Here is a 20376-nt window from a genome sequence, read left to right as displayed (position 1 = left end):
GCCTTCTCTCCAAATCATGTTTCCTGCGGAGCCATTCAATAGGCGTGCCGTTGCCGTCAATTCGGGCCGGGTTGTGACTGGCCCCACGCCTCGGTGGGATGAGCACGGCTTCGGCCCAACAGGGCAAGTCAGTTAGCCTATTGGGTGGTTCCTAAACTTGCAGCCAGAAAGTCACCGGCCCATCGTTCACCAGCGCCACTTTCATGTCCGCAGCGAACTGTCCGGTCTGCGTTTCCACGCCGCGTTTACGGCACTGCTCGGCAAAATAGTGATATAGCCGCTCAGCCTCGAGGGGCGAGGCTCCGCGCGAAAAACCCGGCCGCATGCCTTTTTGCGTATCCGCCGCCAGGGTAAACTGTGAAACTACCAGTACGCTACCGCCGGCCTGTTGCACGTTGAGGTTCATCTTGTCGTTCTCGTCGCCGAAAATGCGGTATCCCAATACCCGCTCACACAGGCGGTCGGCTTTCTTTTGGTCATCGTCTTGTTCTACGCCCAATAACACTAACAAACCCGGGCCAATTTTGCCTATCGTCTCGCCGTCAACCGTGACGCTGGCGTTTGATACCCGTTGAATCAATGCAATCATGACTGCCCTTCCTGCTGATTATCCTGTTGTTGCTGCTCGACTTTATGTTGCCGGTACGCGCGATATTCTCCCAGAGTGACGGTGATCTCGGCACCCAATAACACGATACACCAGCTCCAGTAGACCCACAGAAATAAAATCGGGATCACCGCCAGCACGCCGTAAATCAGCTGGTATGACGGAAACATGGTGACGTACAACGCAAACCCCTTCTTGCCCAGTTCAAACAGCAGGCCAGCCACCAGCGCGCCGATCAACGCATCTTTCGACGGTACGCGCACCGTCGGTACCACGCTATACAGCAGCCAGAATGAAACCCACGACAGTATCAACGGGAAGATGCGCAGAAGCTGCTCGACCAGACTGTTGACGCCGGTTTGCGCCAACCAGTTCAACGACAGCAAATAGGAACTGATCGCCATGCTGGCACCCACCAGCAGCGGCCCCAGCGTCAGTACCATCCAGTACACTGCGAATGAATACACCATCGGCCGCTTGTTTTTGCTGCGCCAAATGGTGTTCAGCACGCTGTCCACCGACGACATCAGTAACAGCGCGGTGACTATCAGGCCGCAGGTACCGACGGCGGTCATTTTGTTGGAGTTGGCGACGAACTGTTCCAGATAGCGCTGGATGACATTGCCGGCAGCCGGCATGAAGTTGTTAAAGATAAAGCTCTTAAGCTGCATGCTGACGTCGGAAAACATCGGGAAGACCGAAAACAGCGCAAATACCACGGTGATCAGCGGCACCAGAGACAGTAGGGAAACGTAAGCCAGGTGGCCTGCCAGCATGGTCAGGCCATCGCTGTCGATGCGCTTTATCAGCAGGCGGCTAAAGGTCACGCCCGGTTTGATCGATGACGGCAGCGCCTTGCTGCGGAATAACGACATACTCACTCCTTGTCAGTTCGTATGCCTTGAGCTTAACCTGCCTGACTCAACCGGCAAAATAGGCCGGCACCACGTCGCGGTCGGTGACGTGCACCGCCTTGATGCCCACCGCCTGCGCTGCGCTGACGTTAGCGGGATGATCGTCAAAAAATACCGCCTGCTCGGCCGGGGTGTGTTCCGCCTCCAGTACGTATTGGTAAATAGCCGGATCCGGTTTGCGCAGGCCGATGTCCTGCGACAGATACATCGCGTCAGCCGCCGTCGCCACTTCAGGATAATGCTGCGGCCAGTAGTTGCAGTGCAAGCGGTTGGTATTGGACAGCACCACGACGCGGTGTCCTTCATTGCGCAGCCGCTGCATGATGGCGATCACTTCCGGGCGCAGAGCCACGAAAACCGCCTGCCAGCCGGTAGAAAACTGTTCAAAGCTGAGGGCAATGCCCATTTCTTCACACAGGCTGGCGGCAAATTGCTGGTCGCTGATTTCCCCGCGCTCATGCTGCTGGAACACGTCGCCCATGGTGAAACGTTCATTCAGCACCGCCAGTGGCGTGCCGCTCAAATTGCTCCATACACCCAGTACGCGTTTGAAATCGATATCGACGATCACATTACCTAAATCAAAGATGTACAGCATAGTCCTCTCCTGGCGGGCCGGTGAGAGTTCACTGTAGCGGGAAAAGTAAAGGCTGAACAGAGAGCGAACGGAAAAGCGCATAGCGCGCCGCAGAAACGGGGGAAAGCAGAGGAAAAAACTCAGGGCGCCGAACGCGCCCTGGGAATGCGGCATCGATACCGGTCAGCGCTCAGGCCGCAGCCTGACGCTCACCGGATATCAATAGGCAATTACACGTCTTTAGGACCGCGGCTTGCACGCTTACGATCGTTTTCCGTCAGGTGACGCTTACGGATACGGACCGAGGTTGGTGTCACTTCTACCAGCTCGTCATCATCGATGAATTCCAGCGCTTGTTCCAGAGTCATCTTGATGGCCGGAACCAGGGTAGTCGCTTCGTCAGTACCGGAAGCTCGCATGTTGGTCAGCTTCTTACCGGTCAGGCAGTTCACGGTCAGGTCGTTGGAACGTGAGTGAATACCGATAATCTGGCCTTCGTACACTTCCGCACCGTGGCCCAGGAACAGCTTGCCGCGATCCTGCAGACCGTACAGGGCGAACGCTACCGCCTTGCCCTGACCGTTGGAGATCAGCACGCCGTTCTGACGCTGGCCGACTTCGCCCGGACGCACGTCGTCGTAGTGGCTGAAGGTGGAGTACAGCAAACCGGTACCCGAGGTCATGGTCATGAACTCGTTACGGAAACCGATCAAGCCACGGCTTGGGATCACGTAGTCGAGACGCACACGACCTTTACCGTCTGGATCCATGTTTTTCAGGTCAGCTTTACGCTCACCCATGGCTTGCATCACGGAACCCTGGTGCTGTTCTTCGATGTCCAGCGTAACGTTTTCGAATGGCTCTTGTTTACGGCCATCGATTTCACGGAAGATAACTTTCGGACGGGATACCGCCAGTTCGAAACCTTCACGACGCATGTTTTCGATCAGTACCGACAGGTGAAGCTCACCACGGCCAGATACGCGGAATGCGTCAGCATCTTCGGTTTCTTCAACGCGCAGTGCCACGTTGTGCACCAGTTCCTTGTTCAGACGCTCAAGGATTTGACGCGAAGTCACGAACTTACCTTCTTTACCACAGAATGGTGAGGTGTTGACGTTGAAGAACATGGTGACGGTCGGCTCATCAACAGACAGCGCCGGCAGTGCTTCCACCGCAGAGGTGTCACAGATGGTGTCGGAGATGTTCAGTTCGCCCAAACCGGTGATAGCGATGATGTCGCCCGCTTCAGCCAGGGTGGACTCGATACGCTCCAGACCCATATGGCCCAGCACTTTGCCCACTTTACCGTTGCGAGTTTTACCTTCGCTATCGATGATGGTGACCTGCTGGTTTGGCTTCACTTTGCCACGCTTGATACGGCCGATACCGATTACGCCCAGGTAGTTGTTGTAGTCCAACTGGGAGATTTGCATCTGGAACGGTGCTTCCAGCTCAACCTGCGGTGCAGACACGTGGTCGACGATAGCCTGATACAGCGGGGTCATGTCTTCCGCCATGTCGTTGTGGTCAGTACCGGCGATCCCCATCAATGCAGAAGCATAGATGATTGGGAAGTCGAGCTGCTCGTCGGTAGCGTCGAGGTTAACGAACAGGTCGAAGACCTGATCAACAACCCAATCTGGACGCGCGCCAGGGCGGTCAACCTTGTTGATTACCACGATCGGCTTCAGACCGTTGGCAAATGCCTTTTTGGTCACGAAGCGGGTTTGCGGCATTGGGCCATCCATTGCATCCACAACCAGCAGCACCGAGTCAACCATTGACATCACACGCTCAACCTCGCCGCCGAAGTCGGCGTGTCCTGGGGTATCCACGATGTTGATGCGGTAGTCTTTCCAATTAATGGCGGTGTTTTTTGCGAGGATGGTAATCCCACGCTCTTTCTCCAAATCGTTGGAGTCCATTACGCGTTCGGTGGCTTCTACACGCTCTCCGAAAGTACCGGATTGTTGCAGCAGTTTGTCAACCAGGGTGGTCTTACCATGGTCAACGTGGGCAATAATGGCGATGTTACGCAAATTTTCGATCACAGCTTTGCCTCAGGCATTAGAAATAGCGCGCTATTGTACACGTATTAAGCGAGGTACTAAACAAGATCACAACCATCTCTTATAAACAACTGTGTCCAGGTCAGTTTGTGATCCCTTTCACGGTGCAAAAAGCACCAGCAGGTGCACTTTTGCACCATCTTGGTGCTTAACGGCGCTACTTTTGCACTTAAATGGTGCAATGCATCACTAATGGTGCATACTCAGATTGGGTAAAAGCCGCACAGAATGGTGATTACCCCGCTTTTATAAAGTTGGCACAGTTTTCGCTTTAGTCTATACAGGGCGAAAAAAAGCCAGAACCACAGATTCGTTCCACGACGACGACAATGATAAATCCGGGAGAGTTAAGTATGTCCGCTGAACACGTTTTGACGATGCTGAATGAGCATGAAGTGAAATTCGTAGACCTGCGTTTCACTGACACCAAGGGTAAAGAACAGCACGTCACCATTCCTGCGCATCAGGTAAATGCCGACTTCTTCGAAGAAGGCAAGATGTTTGACGGCTCCTCGATCGGCGGCTGGAAAGGCATTAACGAATCTGACATGGTACTGATGCCAGACGCCAGCACCGCGGTGCTGGATCCGTTCTACGAAGAATCCACGCTGATTATTCGCTGCGACATTCTTGAGCCAGGCACCATGCAGGGCTACGATCGCGACCCGCGTTCCATTTCCAAGCGTGCAGAAGATTTCCTGCGCTCTTCCGGCATTGCCGACACCGTACTGTTCGGGCCAGAACCTGAGTTCTTCCTGTTTGACGATATCCGTTTCGGCAGCAGCATCCGCGGTTCCCACGTTGCCATCGACGACATCGAAGGCGCATGGAACTCCGGCACCAAATACGAAGGCGGCAACAAAGGCCACCGTCCAGCGGTGAAGGGCGGCTACTTCCCGGTTCCACCGGTCGACTCATCACAGGATCTGCGTTCAACCATGTGTCTGACCATGGAAGAAATGGGTCTGGTGGTTGAAGCGCACCACCATGAAGTGGCAACCGCCGGTCAGAACGAAGTGGCAACCCGCTTCAACACCATGACCAAGAAAGCCGACGAAATCCAGATTTACAAATACGTGGTGCACAACGTGGCTCACGCATTTGGCAAAACCGCGACCTTTATGCCAAAACCTATGTTCGGCGACAACGGTTCCGGCATGCACTGCCACATGTCGCTGTCCAAGAACGGCACCAACCTGTTCGCTGGCGACAAATACGGCGGCCTGTCCGAAACTGCCCTGTTCTACATTGGCGGCATCATCAAGCACGCAAAAGCCATCAACGCCCTGGCCAACCCGACCACCAACTCTTACAAGCGTCTGGTCCCAGGCTACGAAGCACCGGTTATGCTGGCTTATTCTGCCCGTAACCGCTCCGCATCCATCCGTATTCCAGTGGTTGCCAGCCCGAAAGCGCGCCGTATCGAAGCTCGCTTCCCGGATCCGGCTGCCAACCCGTACCTGTGCTTCGCTGCCCTGCTGATGGCAGGCCTGGACGGTATCATCAACAAGATCCACCCTGGTGATGCCATGGATAAAAACCTGTACGACCTGCCGCCGGAAGAAGAAGCCGAGATTCCAAAAGTGGCCGGTTCACTGGACGAAGCGCTGGCTGCACTGAGCGAAGACCGCGAGTTCCTGACCCGTGGCGGCGTGTTCACCGACGATGCGATCGATGCCTACATCGATTTGCGTAAAGAAGAAATGGACCGCGTGCGCATGACGCCACACCCGGTTGAGTTCGAACTGTACTACAGCGTTTAAAGCATCATCTGCGCCACCGCGCGTGGCGCAACCAATTTTAGTTGTCGTTTTTTTGTTGCCGTGGAAACTTTCAGCCCATCTTCGGATGGGCTTTTTTCACCACGCTATTATCGGTAACACTACGCCATTCCGTGCTTATCAAGGATGGAGTAGGATAGATGCACCAAAAAAGTGCAGAGCGTCTGCTATACCCACAAGATCTCAAGGTGCAGCGAGACGGCAACCGTGCCGATACGGCGGGGTCTGCCAGATGACCGGGTAAGCAAGGACAGCCATTGCCGCTGTACCTTGAAAGATGAAGGGCATATATGGCAACTGACAAATTGCCCGACGCAGGGCAAATCCTCAATTCACTGATCAACAGCATTCTGCTGTTGGATGACTCACTGGCGGTACACTACGCCAACCCAGCGGCTCAACAACTGCTGGCGCAAAGCTCCCGTAAACTTTTCGGCACGCCGCTGCCCGATTTGCTCGGCTATTTTTCGCTGAACGTCGATCTGATGCGAGAAAGCCTCAAGGCCGGCCAGGGTTTCACCGACAACGAAGTGACGCTGGTGGTCGACGGGCGGGCGCATATCCTTTCCCTGACCGCTCAGGCGCTGCCTGAAGGCTTTATTCTGCTGGAGCTGGCGCCGATGGATAATCAGCGCCGTCTCAGCCAGGAACAGTTGCAGCACGCCCAGCAAGTCGCAGCACGCGATCTGGTGCGCGGCCTGGCGCATGAAATCAAGAACCCGCTCGGCGGTCTGCGTGGCGCGGCGCAGCTGCTGGCCAAGGCGCTGCCCGATCCGTCGCTGACCGAATACACCAAAGTGATCATCGAACAGGCCGATCGCCTGCGCAATCTGGTCGATCGCCTGCTGGGGCCACAGCGGCCAGGCCAGCACATTACGCAGAGCATCCATCAGGTGGCTGAACGGGTTTGTCAGTTGGTGTCGCTGGAAATGCCAGACAACGTCACGCTGGTGCGCGATTACGATCCCAGCCTGCCGGAACTGGCACACGATCCGGACCAAATCGAGCAGGTACTACTGAACATCACCCGCAATGCGCTACAGGCATTGGGGGAAGCCGGCGGCACCATCACGCTGCGCACCCGTACCGCGTTCCAAATCACGCTGCATGGCACCCGCTATCGGCTGGCGGCGCGTATCGATATTGAAGATGACGGCCCTGGCGTGCCGGCGCAGCTGCAAGACACATTATTCTACCCGATGGTCAGTGGTCGCGAAGGCGGCACCGGCCTGGGACTATCCATTGCCCGCAATCTGATCGATCAGCATTGCGGTAAAATTGAATTCAACAGTTGGCCGGGACATACCGAATTTTCGGTTTACCTGCCCATTCGCAAGTCGAGGTAGCTATGCAACGAGGGATAGTCTGGATCGTCGATGACGATAGCTCCATCCGCTGGGTGCTTGAACGCGCGCTTACCGGAGCGGGCATGAGCTGCGCCACCTTCGACAGCGGTAACGACGTGCTGGAAGCGTTATCGACGCAAACGCCAGACGTGTTGCTGTCTGATATTCGCATGCCGGGTATGGACGGTTTGGCGCTGCTCAAACAAATTAAACAGCGTCATCCGATGCTGCCGGTCATCATCATGACCGCCCATTCGGATCTCGACGCGGCGGTCAGCGCCTATCAACAGGGGGCGTTCGATTATTTGCCGAAGCCTTTCGATATTGATGAAGCGGTGGCACTGGTGGAACGCGCCATCAGCCATTATCAGGAACAGCAGCAACCGGCACGCAGCCAACCGGCCAGTGGCCCAACCGCCGACATTATCGGCGAAGCGCCGGCGATGCAGGACGTGTTCCGCATCATCGGTCGCCTGTCGCGTTCGTCGATAAGCGTCCTGATCAACGGCGAATCCGGCACCGGCAAGGAGCTGGTGGCACATGCCTTGCACCGGCACAGCCCACGCGTCAAATCGCCGTTTATCGCGTTGAACATGGCCGCGATCCCGAAAGACCTGATCGAGTCCGAGCTGTTTGGCCACGAAAAAGGCGCATTTACCGGCGCCAACCAGATCCGCCAGGGCCGTTTTGAACAGGCCGACGGTGGCACCCTGTTCCTGGATGAAATTGGCGATATGCCACTGGATGTTCAGACTCGCTTACTGCGCGTACTGGCGGATGGCCAATTCTATCGGGTCGGTGGCTATGCGCCGGTGAAGGTCGACGTGCGGATTATCGCCGCCACGCACCAGAACCTGGAACTGCGCGTGCAGGAAGGCAAATTCCGTGAGGATCTGTTTCACCGTCTGAACGTCATCCGCGTCCATCTGCCGCCGCTGCGCGAGCGCCGTGAAGATATCCCGCGCCTGGCGCGTTATTTCCTGCAGGTGGCGGCCAAAGAGCTGGGGGTGGAAGCAAAGAATCTGCATCCGGAAACGGAAACCGCCCTGACGCGCCTGCCCTGGCCGGGCAACGTACGTCAGTTGGAAAATACCTGCCGCTGGCTGACGGTGATGGCTGCCGGACAGGAAGTGTTGATCCAGGATTTGCCCGGCGAACTGTTCGAAACCGCCGCGCCAGAAACCGGCGGACACAGTTTGCCGGACAGCTGGGCGACGCTGCTGGCACAATGGGCCGACCGCGCGCTACGTTCCGGTCATCAAAATCTGCTGTCGGAAGCCCAGCCGGAAATGGAGCGCACCCTGCTCACCACCGCGCTGCGCCATACCCAAGGGCACAAGCAGGAAGCCGCCCGTCTGTTGGGATGGGGACGCAATACGCTGACGCGCAAGTTGAAAGAGCTGGGAATGGAATAATTGCCGCGTTGAGACAACTAACAGCCGCCACGCCTGGCGGCCGTTTTTTTTACGCTAGATAACCCGCGAAAATTGCTGGGTGCGCGCCTGTTTGCGCAGGTAGACATCAAAGCACATGCAAATGTTGCGGATCAGCAGGCGGCCACGCGGCGTCACGCGAATCCCCAGCGCATCCCTCTCCACCAGCCCGTCACGCTCAAATGGCGCCAACAGGTGCAGATCTTCCGCAAAGTAATCCGTAAAATCAATCCCATACCGTTGCTCAATCGGCTGATAAGCCAACTGGAAATTGCAGATTAGCGTTTTGATGACATCGCGACGCAGGCAGTCATCTTCGCTCATCGCCAAACCGCGCCACAGCGCGCTACCCTGCTGTTCAACGCTGCCGTAATAGGTCTTCAGCAGTTTCTGGTTTTGTGCATAGCTGTCACCCAACATGCTGATAGCGGAAACGCCCAACCCCAGCAGATCGCTATCGCCCTGAGTGGTGTAACCCTGGAAATTGCGGTGCAGCTTGCCTTCGCGCTGCGCCACCGCCAGTTCATCCTCTGGTCGGGCAAAGTGGTCCATGCCGATAAACTGATAACCGGATTGTGTTAACGAGGCGATGGTCTGTTGCAGGATATCCAGCTTCTGCTGCGCATCGGGCAAGTCAGCATCCTTGATTTTACGCTGGGCGGCGAACAGATCGGGCAGATGGGCATAGTTGAACACGCTGAGCCGGTCCGGGTTCAGCTCAGCCACTCGAGCCAAGGTGAAAGCAAAGCTTTCTGGCGTTTGTCTGGGCAGACCATAAATAAGATCAATATTGGTGGAGTTAAAACCCAGCGCCTTGGCGCGCGCTATCAAGGCGAAAATAAAATCTTCATCCTGCTCGCGGTTAACCAGCCGCTGCACGTCCTTGTTGAAATCCTGTACGCCCATGCTCAGGCGATTGAAGCCTTCGTGGCGTAAATGATCGAGCACGTCCAGCTCAATTTCGCGCGGATCGACCTCGATCGACATTTCCGCGTCGGGCAGGAAATCAAAATGCTGGCGCAGCATCGCCACCAGCCGGCTGATCTGCGCTTTGTCGAGGTAGGTAGGCGTACCGCCACCCCAATGCATCTGGCTGACCTGACGCCCGGCAAACAGTGGCGCCCGTGCGGCGATCTCACGCGCCAGCGCCACCAGATAATCATCCGCCTTGTGGGTCTGCCGCGTCACCAGCTTGTTGCAGCCGCAGAAATAGCAGAGCTTGTGGCAAAACGGAATATGCACGTACAGCGACAGCGGTCGCTCGGGATAGCGCGCAGCAGCGCGTTGGAACGCCGCTTCGTCATAGCTCTGGTTGAATTCCAGCGCAGTGGGGTATGAGGTGTAACGTGGCCCTGAGTAATTGTACTTTTGGATCAGGGCCAAATCCCAGACAATCGCCTGTTCTGACATTGCTTACTCCTTTTCCGTACTCGTTTCTGCCGGGGCCGGGAAAGGGGCATTGCTCTACGCTGTCTGGCCACGGAAGCGCTGCGCAAGCGCGCTTTGCGCCGCGACAGCCGCCATAGTTTACCGAATAACCACAGCAGATAACATGTTAACAGTAAGGTTATTGCCAGAATCGGCCACATGACGCGTTAAAATACGTCTTTCGGGTTACCGCTCTTGAGCAACTTCAGGATATCTTCCTGCTTTTCTTCTTCTTCGTCGTCATCGCCCAGCTCAATGCCTAGCTGTTCCATCAACGCATCGATACGATCCAGCGTTTGGTCGACGTAAGCCTGATCTTCAGCGCTCAGCGTTTCACCATCGTCGATACGATCCAGCAACGCATCCAGACGTTCGTCGTTTTCCAGCTTCGCCAGTTCTTCTTCCGGCGTCAGGCGCGGCTTGGCGACGGCTTTTGGCTTGATCTGCGGCTTGGCCTTCACCTTGCCTTCCACCAGCAATGGTACCGGCGTTTTGCTACCGATACGTGGGTCTTTCGCCTCGCCTGACGCTGAGTGTTTCTGTTTGCCGCTCTCTACCTGAGTACGAGAACCGGAGGCCAGGCCACGGCGCTTTTTCAAACGCTTGCGCTCGCGGGCTTCCTGATCGAGTTCCACACGACTTTTCTTTTTGGTTTTTGGCGTCGCCGCTTTACCGCGGGGCGCTTTTGAAGGCTGGTTCATAGCGTTATGCTCTTGAGTATTAGATTCTTCAGTATAGAGGAGCTATACGATTGGGCGGAATCTAGCAGAAAGCAGACAAATAAAAAAGGCGACAGGTTAAACCTGCCGCCTTTTTCAGTCCTTCGTTTGAAGGATATGGCTGCTACGCGCTCCATGCGCACATTCAACATCCCAGTTTTTCCATCTGCTATAAATGCAATCCCTGCCACTACGTCCTTCATCCTGAAAGAAAAATCATCCTTGGGCGCAATCCATTCGCTACCACTCATCCTGAGTGCGCTTCCCGCCAGCATCCAATTGCAAATACTTCACCATCCGTGTGCTGCCAACCCTTCCGCGGTTAACAGGCCAATTCCATCTGAAAACATCCTGGCACTCATTGCACATCCGGTGCGTTCCCTGAGATTTATCGTTCTTCCCGAACGTTCCTGATCCTTCGCGTCCTGCGATGAAGCTACTTTACGCGTATTCAACTCTCGCTCAAGGTACTTACTGACGCCAGGTGGTAATATTATGCAGTTCGAAGAATTAACACATTGTTTTAACTAAAAAAGAACAATAAGCACTTTCGAATAAAGCGACATATCCCCATGTTCGAATGGTCAATGTCTTACACCAAGCCGCCGGGCAAAGGGCAAAAAACCGCACGCCAAGCGGTTAAAAATCAGAAAGCGGCCCATTTTCGCGCTGATGCAGTTATAATCGCCCCCCAGAAAGCCATGCTCATTCGGAGACGAAAAATTTTGACCAGCAAGAATTACAATTATCATATGACCCATTTCGTCACCAGCGCGCCCGATATCCGCCATTTGCCGGCAGATGCGGGTATTGAGGTGGCGTTTGCCGGCCGCTCCAATGCCGGTAAATCTAGTGCACTGAATACGCTAACCAATCAGAAAAGCCTGGCGCGTACCAGTAAAACACCGGGTCGCACCCAGCTGATTAACCTGTTCGAAGTGGAAGACGGCATTCGCCTGGTCGACCTGCCGGGTTACGGCTACGCCGAAGTTCCTGAAGAAATGAAACGCAAGTGGCAACGCGCCCTGGGCGAATATTTGCAAATGCGCAACTGCCTGAAGGGATTGGTGGTGTTGATGGACATCCGCCATCCGCTGAAAGATCTCGATCAGCAAATGATCCAATGGGCGGTCGACGTGGGCACGCCGGTATTGGTGTTGCTGACCAAGGCCGACAAACTGGCGTCAGGTGCGCGCAAGGCTCAGGTTAATATGGTGCGCGAGGCAGTATTGGCATTTATGGGTGACATTCAGGTTGAACCGTTCTCTTCACCGAAGAAAATCGGCGTCGACAAGCTGAGCCAAAAGCTGAATACCTGGTTCAATGAAATCCCACCGGAAGTGCTGCCAGAAGAAGATGACATCGGCGGTGAATAACGCCCGCGCAGCGTGCCGTCGGTCAGGGTCCATGCAAATGGGCCCTTTTTTCTGTCTGTTGCCTGGCGTTTTGTTATCTAATTACAGTTTTGACAAGAAACCATCATAAACACTTATGGCCAAGTCATGCCCGAGCGAGCGAATATGTGAATGTATCAAGGAAATAACGTGCTGGCACCGCTGACGAGGTGATAGGAAAAACTGATGTTTTGTTTTTGTTTTTACAATAAAAAACGCCCCAGTCAATACTGACTGGGGCGGCTAATATTCAGCCAAATCCGATTACGTGAAGTAAAAGGTCTGAAAGATAGAACATCTTACCTCTGTACCCTACATCTGTAACTCTACATCATTTTTTCGCAGGGCAAAAGAATTTTTTGTTGTTTACTTACACAGTTTGCACCGCTATTAGCGTAATATTGCGGAAACAATCACCGCTTGATGTAGCTAAATTACGAAAAAAGCTTGGTTTTTCGCCTGTTACCGTTAACAGCGAGCAGCAAAGGCTGAAGCGGCGCCGATCAATGCGCCTCATCCCAGTTCTTACCCACACCGATATCCACCTTCAACGGTACCGCCAACTCCATGCTCCCTTCCATCAAGCTACGGATACGCAGGCAGGCGTCGTCCATCGCCGACTCATGCACCTCAAACACCAATTCATCGTGAACCTGCATGATCATGCGCACCAGCGGCTGTTGTTGGCCTTGTAACCAGGCATCGACGGCAATCATTGCCCGCTTGATAATATCCGCCGCCGTGCCCTGCATCGGCGCATTAATTGCCGCACGCTCTGCCGCCTTGCGACGCATACCATTACTGGAGCGAACGTCTGGCAGATACAGACGACGCCCATCCAGGGTGCTGACATACCCCTGCTCCGACGCCTGCTGGCGAGTACGTTCCATATATTCCAGCACGCCCGGATAACGTTCAAAATACAGATCCATATAACGCTGTGCTTCACCACGCGGGATCCCCAACTGACGAGCCAGACCAAAGGCGCTCATGCCGTAAATCAGGCCGAAGTTGATCGCCTTGGCACTGCGACGCTGTTCGTTGGTGACTTTGTCCAGCGGCAGGCCAAAGACTTCGCCAGCGGTGGCGCGGTGAATGTCTTTGCCGGCGGCAAACGCGTTAAGCAGGCCCCGATCTTGCGACAGGTGTGCCATGATACGTAATTCAATCTGCGAGTAGTCGGCCGCCACAATACGGTAACCAGCCGGCGCGATAAACGCCTGACGAATACGCCGCCCTTCATCATTGCGAACCGGAATGTTTTGCAGGTTAGGATCGCTGGAAGACAAGCGACCGGTCGCCGTGACCGCCTGATGATAAGAGGTATGCACACGCCCGCTGACCGGATTGATCATCAGCGGCAGCTTGTCGGTGTAGGTGGTTTTCAGCTTCGCCAAGCCGCGATATTCAAGGATCACTTTTGGCAATGGATAGTCCAGTGCCAGCTCCGCCAACACTTCTTCGTTGGTCGACGGCGCGCCGCCCGGCGTCTTCTTCAATACCGGCAGCTTTTGTTTTTCATACAGAATTGCCTGCAACTGCTTGGTGGACGCCAGATTGAACGGCTCTTCGGCCAGCTCATGCGCCTGAATTTCCAGTTCGCCAAGCCGTTTGCTCAGCTCTTTGGAGTGCGCCGCCAGAATATGCTGATCGATCAACACCCCGGTGCGCTCAATGTGCGACAGCACGGGCAGCAGTGGCATTTCGATCTCGTTGAACACCTTCAACTGCCCAGTGCTTTCCTTTAGCTTCGGCCACATCGCCAGGTGTAACTGTAGCGTCACGTCGGCGTCTTCCGCCGCATAAGGTGCGGCCTGCTCCAAGGCAATCTGGTTGAACGTCAGCTGGTTTTTCCCTTTGCCGGCGATTTCTTCAAAGGTGATGGTTTTATGATCGAGATAGCGATCGGACAGGCTATCCATATCATGGCGGCCGCTGACGCTGTCGAGCACATACGATTCCAGCATGGTGTCATAGGCAATGCCGCGCAGGTCAATGTCGTAACGCGCCAGCAGGCTTTTATCAAACTTAAGGTTCTGGCCCACCTTCAGGGCTTTTTCGTCTTCCAGCAGCGGTTTCAGCGTTTCCAGCACGTATGCGCGATCCAGCTGTACCGGCGCATCCAGGTAGTCATGCGCGACCGGCAAATAGGCGGCAACCCCAGGTTCGATGGCAAAAGACAGGCCGATCAGATTGGCGGTCAGCGTATCCAGCCCGTCGGTTTCGGTGTCAAAGGCAAAAACATCGGCCTTTTTCAGACGTTCAAGCCACTCGGCAAAGGTGCTTTCTTCCAGAATGGTGACATACCCCTCCTGCGACAGTTTGGCTTCCGCCACCGCTTTGGGGGTTTCAGCCGTCACGCTGGACGGTTTTGGCCCATTGGCCACTTTGGCACCGTTACCCTTTTTGTTCTGCAACCAGGTGCCGGCCTCGACGTCTGCCAGCCAGCGTTTGAATTCATAATGCTTGAACAGCTGTTGCAGTTGATCGGCATCTTGTTCGGCAACGGTAAGATCGGCGCAGGTGATCTCCAGTTCGACGTCGGTTTTAATGGTGGCCAGCTGATAAGACAGGTACGCCACCTCTTTATTCTGTTCCAGCTTGGCCGCCATGGTCTTGGCGCCGCGGAAACTCAGAGCCGCAATGCCGTCAAGATTGCCATACAGAGTATCCAGGCCACCCAAGCCTTGCAGCAACGCCTGTGCGGTCTTCTCACCGACACCAGGCACGCCCGGAATGTTATCTGAAGAATCGCCCATCAGCGCCAGAAAATCGATGATAAGCTCCGGCGGCACGCCGTACTTGTCACACACTTCCTGTGGACCGAGGATGGTGTTGTTCATGGTATTTATCAGGGTGATATTCGGCGTTACCAACTGCGCCATGTCTTTATCACCGGTGCTGATCAATACCGCATGACCGGCCTTTTCCGCCTCTTGCGCCAGCGTGCCGATAACGTCATCGGCCTCAACGCCCGGCGTAACCAGCAGCGGCAGCCCCATCGCCTTCACCATGCGATGCAGCGGCTCGATCTGCGCACGCAAATCGTCGGGCATCGGAGGCCGGTGGGACTTATATTCTGCAAACAGTTCATCACGGAAGGTTTTGCCTTTGGCGTCAAAAACCACCGCCACATGGCTCGGCTGGTACTGCAACAGCAGGCTGCGCAACATGTTCAGCACACCGTACATCGCCCCGGTAGGTTCACCTGCCGAGTTGGTCAGCGGCGGGAAGGCGTGATAGGCGCGATAGAGGTAAGAGGAACCGTCTACCAGGATCAATGGGTTTTCTGCAATCTGGGCCATAGCGTTTCTTTTTTCGTGAGAAGACTACGCTAAGGATGCCATAGCTGGCCGTCAGAGACGAACCTTAGCGTGCATTACGGCTAAAAATGATCGGATTTTGCTAAGCGATCCGCACGATCCTGCCTGTGGATAACTTTGTGTATAGAAAAAAGAATGGATTATAAAATAGAAGGCAGGCCGTTAAATGAAGATAAAATCCCCAGACAAATCATTGCACTAGAATTTATCCTAATGGCTAAGCGTATTAATTGGCGTTTTTTGATTTTGTGGATATTACTGGCGCGCAATTTTAATCGCACAATAAATCAAATTTGGCGCCTCAATTACCATAGCACAAGATAAGAGAGTTGCACGAAATCCCACCAAATAATCCGTGGTGCCGAGAAAAAAACAGCTACTTTTTGGTAACGCTTTCTCTAGGTGGTTTCTGGTAAAATCTGTCTTCGCGCCTACCCCGGCATACCTAATCCTGTTTTTTCAAGCACCAGCCTATAACCATGCCAAAAGTGTTAGCCCCTGTTGTTTTCATCATTTCTACGCTATTGACCATACTGCTGACGGTATTATGCTCAATCCCTATCGCTGCGGCCGGTATCGTCAAGCTGCTGGTGCCCATTCCTGTTATATGGCGACGTATTTCCGCCTTTGCCGATGCCATGATGTGGTGCTGGTGCCAGGGATTGGCGGTGCTATTACGCCTTAACCGGCAATTAGAATGGGATATTGAAGGACTTGCCGGGCTGGAGCGTAAAAATTGGTACCTGCTGATCAGTAATCATGAAAGCTGGTCGGATATTGTGGTGCTGTGCGTATTGTTCCGTAACCGTATTCCCATGAACAAGTATTTTCTGAAACAACAGCTCGCCTGGGTCCCTTTTGTCGGCCTGGCTTGCTGGGCGCTCGACATGCCGTTCATGAAACGCTATTCGCGTGCCTATTTGCTTAAGCATCCGGAAAAACGCGGCAAGGATATTGAAACCACCCGCCGTTCCTGTGAGAAGTTTCGCCAGCGCCCCACGACCATCGTCAATTTCGTTGAAGGCTCACGCTTCACCGAAAGCAAAAAGATAAAAACCCATTCGCCCTATCGCAATTTACTGGCACCAAAGGCCGCGGGTATTGCTTTTACACTCAGTGCATTAGGTAACCAATTTGACCGTGTATTGAATGTTACGCTGCATTATCCCGATAATAACCAACGGCCATTCCTGGATATGTTGTGCGGGCGGTTAAAACGCGTGGTGGTACGTATCGATATGCTGCCTATCGATGAAACACTGCACGGCGATTACTTTAACGACAAGCATTTCAAACGGCAGTTTCAACTATGGCTGAATGCGCTGTGGCAGGAAAAAGATCGCTTGCTGGATAAAATCAAACGACAATACCAATAAAAAACGCCGGTTATCCCGGCGTTTTTATCTGCAATGGTACTTACTTTTGCTGGCTGAGGAATTTAACCACGTCAGCAAATTGTTTCACGTACGCGTCCATTGAGCTGGTGTCCAGGCCGTCGTTTTTCACCATGTATTTGCCATTAACAAATACCGCTGGCACACCGCGCAGCTGAAGATCTTCTGCCGCCTTTTCCTGCTGAACAACCAGCGATTTAACCACGAAGCTGTTCAACGCAGCATCGTAATCTTCCGCTTTCACCCCGGCCTTAATAAAGACGTTGCGAATGTCATCCGGCGTTTGAACGGTTTGAGTTTTCTGTACCGCTTCAAACATTGGCTGCGTGATTTTATCTTCCACGCCCAGCGCCATGGCGACAGCCCATGCCTGCGTCAGTTGCTTGCCCATCGGACCCAGGAATTCAACGTGATATTTGGTCATTTTGGTTCCGACCGGCAACGCTTTTTTCACCGCGTCAGAAACGTGATAAACCTCTTCGAACTGATAGCAATGCGGGCAGTAGAAGGAGAAGAACTCCAGCACCTGCGGTTCGCCGGTCACCGGTTTGTCTAACGTAACATATTGGGATCCATCGCTATACTGTGCGGCTGAGGCACCGAATGCCATCATCATGCCAACAAGTGCCAACCATACTTTCTTCATAAGAATAAACTCTCCGTTGTGTTAAAGCTTCAATACATTGGCATCAGCTGCAGAGGAGGTTCCTGCAACAGCTTAACCTGTTCAGTAAATGCCGCGGTCTGAGACAGCCAGAAATCAGACTCTGCCATCCAGGGAAAACTTCGCGGAAATGCCGGATCCTGCCAACGGCGTGCTACCCAGGCGAGGTAATACACCATGCGCATTGCGCGTAGCGGTTCGATAAGCGCCAATTCCCCCTGATCGAACTCGGTAAATTCGCCGTAGGCTTCCAGCAAAATATCCAACTGCATTAATTGATCATGACGTTCACCGTGCAACAGCATCCAGAAATCCTGCACCGCCGGCCCATTACGTGCGTCATCAAGATCGACGAATAACGGTCCGTCACGCCACAGGATATTGCCTGGATGGCAGTCACCGTGCAGGCGCAGCGGTTGCCAATCGAGATGCCAACGGGGTTTTATCGCCTCAATCAGCCTATCCGTCGCCGCCAGGAAGCCCGCCCGCTGGGCCTTGGGCACCAGATCGCAGTTTGCCAGCACGGTTCGCGGTGCGGTGAGATATTCATCGATACCGATAGTGGGACGTTCAATAAAGCGCTTCTCAGCACCAACCTGATGTATGCGTCCCAGAAAACGACCGACCCACTCCAGGTGATCCAGATTGTCTATTTCGTATTGCCGTCCCCCGACGCTCGGGAATACGGTAAAGAAAAAGCCGCCGTGCTGATGCAGCGTTTTACCTTGCAACATCAAGGGCGCTACCGCAGGAATTTCAGCGTCGGCCAAATCATGCGCAAATTGATGTTCTTCACCAATCTGTGCCGCACTCCAACGTTCAGGGCGGTAAAACTTCACCACATAGCGCTGACGGGCTTCATCCATAAACTGGTAGACGCGGTTTTCGTAACTGTTTAATGCCGTCAGGCCAGAATCGACGCGCAGGCCAACCCCTTCCAGCGCATCCATAATCAGGTCGGGGGAAAGGGTGTCAAAATTAAACGCAGAGTTGTTCATAACAACATTCATTTTAGCTTGGCGACAACACTGTGCCGGGAATGAAAATAGTAGCATCGATCGTGCACAGGCTCATATTGCTCACCCGAACTAGTCTTTTATCACGCCACGCGCACGCAACAGCGCCGTTTTGAAGTCTTCTTCATAGTCTTTCTTCAAACCCGGGATTTGTTCTGTACCGGCAGTGCCGCGCATCTTCAAATGGTAGATCAGAACATCATCGCTCAGTTCGGTGAGCTCGCCTTTAAAACCCGCTTCCTGCGCCAGCTTGTGTAAAAACTGCACCAGATTAAGATCGGGATCTTGCTGCCAGGCTGGCTGCAGTAGCTCAATCAGCTCGTTGACACGATGCGTTTTCATTTTAGATTCGTCCAGTGAAATACATAAACCCACAAAGTAACAGGCTTGACTACTCAGTGAAAGAAGCAGCTTGTCAATAAAGGTAAATCCTGATGTCTGGGTAGCTTTAGCGCTACAATCAGGGCGTTAGCCTTTAGTGGAATGACGATTATGCATGCAGAAATTACCGGTGTGATCCTGGCCGGCGGCCGGGCGCGCCGAATGGGTGGCGAAGACAAGGGATTGGTGCAAATAGGCGACAAGGCGTTGTATCAGTATACGCTGGCGCGTTTGCAGCCCCAGGTGGGCAAGGTATTGATCAGCGCCAACCGTAACCTGGCGCAGTACCAGCGCAGCGGTTGGCCGGTGATCGGCGATCTGCAGCCTGGTTTTGCCGGGCCGTTGGCGGGAATGCTGGCGGGATTGCAACATGCCACCACCGAGTGGGTGGTGTTCGTTCCTTGTGATGTTCCAGATTTCCCTGAGTCGCTGGTAGAAGCGCTATGGCAAGGCAGACAAGGTGCGCTGGCGGTCTATGCCAGTGATGATCAACGCGCGCATCCCACGCTGGCATTACTGCATAACAGCCTGGCAGCGCGTTTGGCGCAATATCTGGCCCAGGGCGAACGCAAGTTAATGCTGTTTTTAGACGCCGTTGGCGCAAAAGAGGTGGTGTTCAGCAATCAATCGTCCGCTTTTCATAATTTGAATACCCGAGAAGATTGCCTGTCATGGCAACGAGCAAGAGGAATCAGCCAATGAGTAGCCGTTTACCCCCAATGCTGGCCATTGCCGCCTATAGTGGTACAGGTAAAACCACGCTACTCAAGCAGGTGATTCCTGCTTTAAGGCAGCAGCAGATACGCGTAGGTCTGATTAAGCATACGCATCATGATATGGATGTGGATACGCCGGGCAAAGACAGCTACGAACTGCGTAAAGCGGGAGCTGACCAGACGCTGGTCGCCAGCGATCGCCGTTGGGCATTGATGACGGAAACACCGGAGCAGCAACCGTTGGATCTGGCCTTTCTGGCAAGCCGTTTTGACACCGCCAACGTGGATATTATTTTGGTGGAAGGCTTTAAACATGAGCGGATCGACAAAATCATTCTTTATCGTGCCAGCGTCGGCAGGCCGTTGGAGGAAATATTGGATGAATACGTTATTGCGGTTGCCAGCGATCGGCCCGTGGGCTATCCCGGCCTGCAACTAGATATCAACGATCCGCAGGCGGTTGCTGATTTTATTGCCGGTTGGCTGAAGCAGTAATGAACAAGCGGTAGAAATACCGCTTTATTTTCGTCATCCCAAAACAAAAAGCCCTACGTTTTCACGTAGGGCTTGTTGCTTTATTTGATGCCTGGCAGTGTCCTACTCTCGCATGG

The 20376-nt window shown here is 54.0% G+C and carries 18 protein-coding genes; 7 read left to right on the top strand and 11 right to left on the bottom strand.

Going from position 1 to position 20376, the window contains the following annotated elements; genetic code table 11:
• Positions 1 to 151: 151 nt before the first annotated feature.
• The 4 genes from dtd to typA all read right to left on the bottom strand — a co-directional run bounded on the left by dtd (position 152) and on the right by typA (position 4152).
• The gene (dtd, locus tag ACCC84_RS19345; RefSeq protein WP_004956796.1) at positions 152 to 589 is read right to left on the bottom strand and encodes a D-aminoacyl-tRNA deacylase; all 438 of its coding nucleotides are present in this window, start codon (positions 587 to 589) and stop codon (positions 152 to 154) included.
• Complete coding sequence (locus tag ACCC84_RS19340; protein WP_004956799.1) at positions 586 to 1482, bottom strand: virulence factor BrkB family protein; 897 nt, start codon at positions 1480 to 1482, stop codon at positions 586 to 588. The genes dtd and ACCC84_RS19340 overlap by 4 nt, the downstream gene beginning before the upstream one ends.
• Positions 1483 to 1528: 46 nt before the next feature.
• Positions 1529 to 2119 carry a glucose-1-phosphatase gene (gene yihX / locus ACCC84_RS19335; protein WP_371902175.1) on the bottom strand — a complete coding sequence of 197 codons (591 nt, stop codon included), beginning with the start codon at positions 2117 to 2119 and terminating at the stop codon, positions 1529 to 1531.
• 209 nt (positions 2120 to 2328) lie between these two features.
• A complete protein-coding gene (gene typA, locus ACCC84_RS19330; protein ID WP_004956806.1) occupies positions 2329 to 4152 on the bottom strand; it encodes a ribosome-dependent GTPase TypA in 1824 nt (607 codons plus the stop codon).
• Between the two features lie 371 nt (positions 4153 to 4523).
• Between typA and glnA the strand changes: the two genes are divergently transcribed.
• From glnA to glnG, 3 genes are all read left to right on the top strand, one after another.
• Entirely contained in the window at positions 4524 to 5933 is a 1410-nt protein-coding gene (gene glnA / locus ACCC84_RS19325) for a glutamate--ammonia ligase (RefSeq protein WP_039991450.1), read from the top strand.
• 308 nt (positions 5934 to 6241) lie between these two features.
• Positions 6242 to 7297: a nitrogen regulation protein NR(II) gene (gene glnL, locus ACCC84_RS19320; RefSeq protein ID WP_004956811.1), complete on the top strand. Its 1056-nt coding sequence runs from the start codon at positions 6242 to 6244 to the stop codon at positions 7295 to 7297.
• A gap of 2 nt (positions 7298 to 7299) precedes the next feature.
• Entirely contained in the window at positions 7300 to 8712 is a 1413-nt protein-coding gene (gene glnG / locus ACCC84_RS19315; RefSeq protein ID WP_004956815.1) for a nitrogen regulation protein NR(I), read from the top strand.
• A gap of 54 nt (positions 8713 to 8766) precedes the next feature.
• Here the strand turns inward: glnG and hemN are convergent, their stop codons facing one another.
• Entirely contained in the window at positions 8767 to 10140 is a 1374-nt protein-coding gene (hemN, locus tag ACCC84_RS19310; protein WP_371902174.1) for an oxygen-independent coproporphyrinogen III oxidase, read from the bottom strand.
• A 185-nt stretch (positions 10141 to 10325) separates the two neighbouring features.
• A complete protein-coding gene (gene yihI, locus ACCC84_RS19305) occupies positions 10326 to 10859 on the bottom strand; it encodes a Der GTPase-activating protein YihI (protein ID WP_371902173.1) in 534 nt (177 codons plus the stop codon).
• 743 nt (positions 10860 to 11602) lie between these two features.
• On the opposite strand from yihI, the gene yihA reads away from it, so the two are divergent.
• A complete protein-coding gene (gene yihA, locus ACCC84_RS19300) occupies positions 11603 to 12253 on the top strand; it encodes a ribosome biogenesis GTP-binding protein YihA/YsxC (protein ID WP_039992483.1) in 651 nt (216 codons plus the stop codon).
• Between the two features lie 268 nt (positions 12254 to 12521).
• On the opposite strand, the gene spfP is transcribed toward yihA, so the two are convergent.
• Complete coding sequence (gene spfP, locus ACCC84_RS23770; RefSeq protein ID WP_071892919.1) at positions 12522 to 12569, bottom strand: small protein SpfP; 48 nt, start codon at positions 12567 to 12569, stop codon at positions 12522 to 12524.
• Positions 12570 to 12774: 205 nt separating this feature from the next.
• Entirely contained in the window at positions 12775 to 15576 is a 2802-nt protein-coding gene (polA, locus tag ACCC84_RS19295) for a DNA polymerase I (protein ID WP_371902172.1), read from the bottom strand.
• Positions 15577 to 16073: 497 nt separating this feature from the next.
• Between polA and yihG the strand changes: the two genes are divergently transcribed.
• On the top strand, positions 16074 to 16970 hold the full coding sequence (gene yihG / locus ACCC84_RS19290) for a 1-acylglycerol-3-phosphate O-acyltransferase, YihG family (RefSeq protein WP_004956828.1): 897 nt from the start codon (positions 16074 to 16076) through the stop codon (positions 16968 to 16970).
• A 40-nt stretch (positions 16971 to 17010) separates the two neighbouring features.
• Here the strand turns inward: yihG and dsbA are convergent, their stop codons facing one another.
• From dsbA to ACCC84_RS19275, 3 genes are all read right to left on the bottom strand, one after another.
• Positions 17011 to 17634: a thiol:disulfide interchange protein DsbA gene (gene dsbA / locus ACCC84_RS19285; protein WP_004956830.1), complete on the bottom strand. Its 624-nt coding sequence runs from the start codon at positions 17632 to 17634 to the stop codon at positions 17011 to 17013.
• Positions 17635 to 17663: 29 nt separating this feature from the next.
• Positions 17664 to 18650 (bottom strand): serine/threonine protein kinase, encoded by a 987-nt coding sequence (locus tag ACCC84_RS19280; protein WP_371902171.1) that lies wholly within the window; start codon positions 18648 to 18650, stop codon positions 17664 to 17666.
• 90 nt (positions 18651 to 18740) lie between these two features.
• Entirely contained in the window at positions 18741 to 19010 is a 270-nt protein-coding gene (locus ACCC84_RS19275; RefSeq protein WP_004956836.1) for a YihD family protein, read from the bottom strand.
• 150 nt (positions 19011 to 19160) lie between these two features.
• Between ACCC84_RS19275 and mobA the strand changes: the two genes are divergently transcribed.
• Positions 19161 to 19751, top strand: a complete 591-nt coding sequence (mobA, locus tag ACCC84_RS19270; RefSeq protein ID WP_039991454.1) for a molybdenum cofactor guanylyltransferase MobA — start codon at positions 19161 to 19163, stop codon at positions 19749 to 19751.
• The gene (mobB, locus tag ACCC84_RS19265) at positions 19748 to 20260 is read left to right on the top strand and encodes a molybdopterin-guanine dinucleotide biosynthesis protein MobB (protein WP_039991455.1); all 513 of its coding nucleotides are present in this window, start codon (positions 19748 to 19750) and stop codon (positions 20258 to 20260) included. Before mobA ends, mobB begins: the two co-directional genes overlap by 4 nt.
• The last annotated feature ends 116 nt before the right edge of the window (positions 20261 to 20376 follow it).

The sequence above is a fragment of the Serratia odorifera genome (assembly GCF_041448735.1).
GTDB lineage: Bacteria > Pseudomonadota > Gammaproteobacteria > Enterobacterales > Enterobacteriaceae > Serratia_F > Serratia_F odorifera.
This window is presented reverse-complemented; position numbering and strand designations above follow the sequence as displayed.

Bases quoted from the DNA above. Each gene is read 5' to 3' on its own strand.
- dtd (WP_004956796.1), bottom strand. From the start codon at position 589: ATGATTGCATTGATTCAACGGGTATCAAACGCCAGCGTCACGGTTGAC.
- ACCC84_RS19340 (WP_004956799.1), bottom strand. From the start codon at position 1,482: ATGTCGTTATTCCGCAGCAAGGCGCTGCCGTCATCGATCAAACCGGGC.
- yihX (WP_371902175.1), bottom strand. From the start codon at position 2,119: ATGCTGTACATCTTTGATTTAGGTAATGTGATCGTCGATATCGATTTC.
- glnA (WP_039991450.1), top strand. From the start codon at position 4,524: ATGTCCGCTGAACACGTTTTGACGATGCTGAATGAGCATGAAGTGAAA.
- glnL (WP_004956811.1), top strand. From the start codon at position 6,242: ATGGCAACTGACAAATTGCCCGACGCAGGGCAAATCCTCAATTCACTG.
- glnG (WP_004956815.1), top strand. From the start codon at position 7,300: ATGCAACGAGGGATAGTCTGGATCGTCGATGACGATAGCTCCATCCGC.
- hemN (WP_371902174.1), bottom strand. From the start codon at position 10,140: ATGTCAGAACAGGCGATTGTCTGGGATTTGGCCCTGATCCAAAAGTAC.
- yihI (WP_371902173.1), bottom strand. From the start codon at position 10,859: ATGAACCAGCCTTCAAAAGCGCCCCGCGGTAAAGCGGCGACGCCAAAA.
- polA (WP_371902172.1), bottom strand. From the start codon at position 15,576: ATGGCCCAGATTGCAGAAAACCCATTGATCCTGGTAGACGGTTCCTCT.
- yihG (WP_004956828.1), top strand. From the start codon at position 16,074: ATGCCAAAAGTGTTAGCCCCTGTTGTTTTCATCATTTCTACGCTATTG.
- dsbA (WP_004956830.1), bottom strand. From the start codon at position 17,634: ATGAAGAAAGTATGGTTGGCACTTGTTGGCATGATGATGGCATTCGGT.
- ACCC84_RS19280 (WP_371902171.1), bottom strand. From the start codon at position 18,650: ATGAACAACTCTGCGTTTAATTTTGACACCCTTTCCCCCGACCTGATT.
- ACCC84_RS19275 (WP_004956836.1), bottom strand. From the start codon at position 19,010: ATGAAAACGCATCGTGTCAACGAGCTGATTGAGCTACTGCAGCCAGCC.
- mobA (WP_039991454.1), top strand. From the start codon at position 19,161: ATGCATGCAGAAATTACCGGTGTGATCCTGGCCGGCGGCCGGGCGCGC.
- mobB (WP_039991455.1), top strand. From the start codon at position 19,748: ATGAGTAGCCGTTTACCCCCAATGCTGGCCATTGCCGCCTATAGTGGT.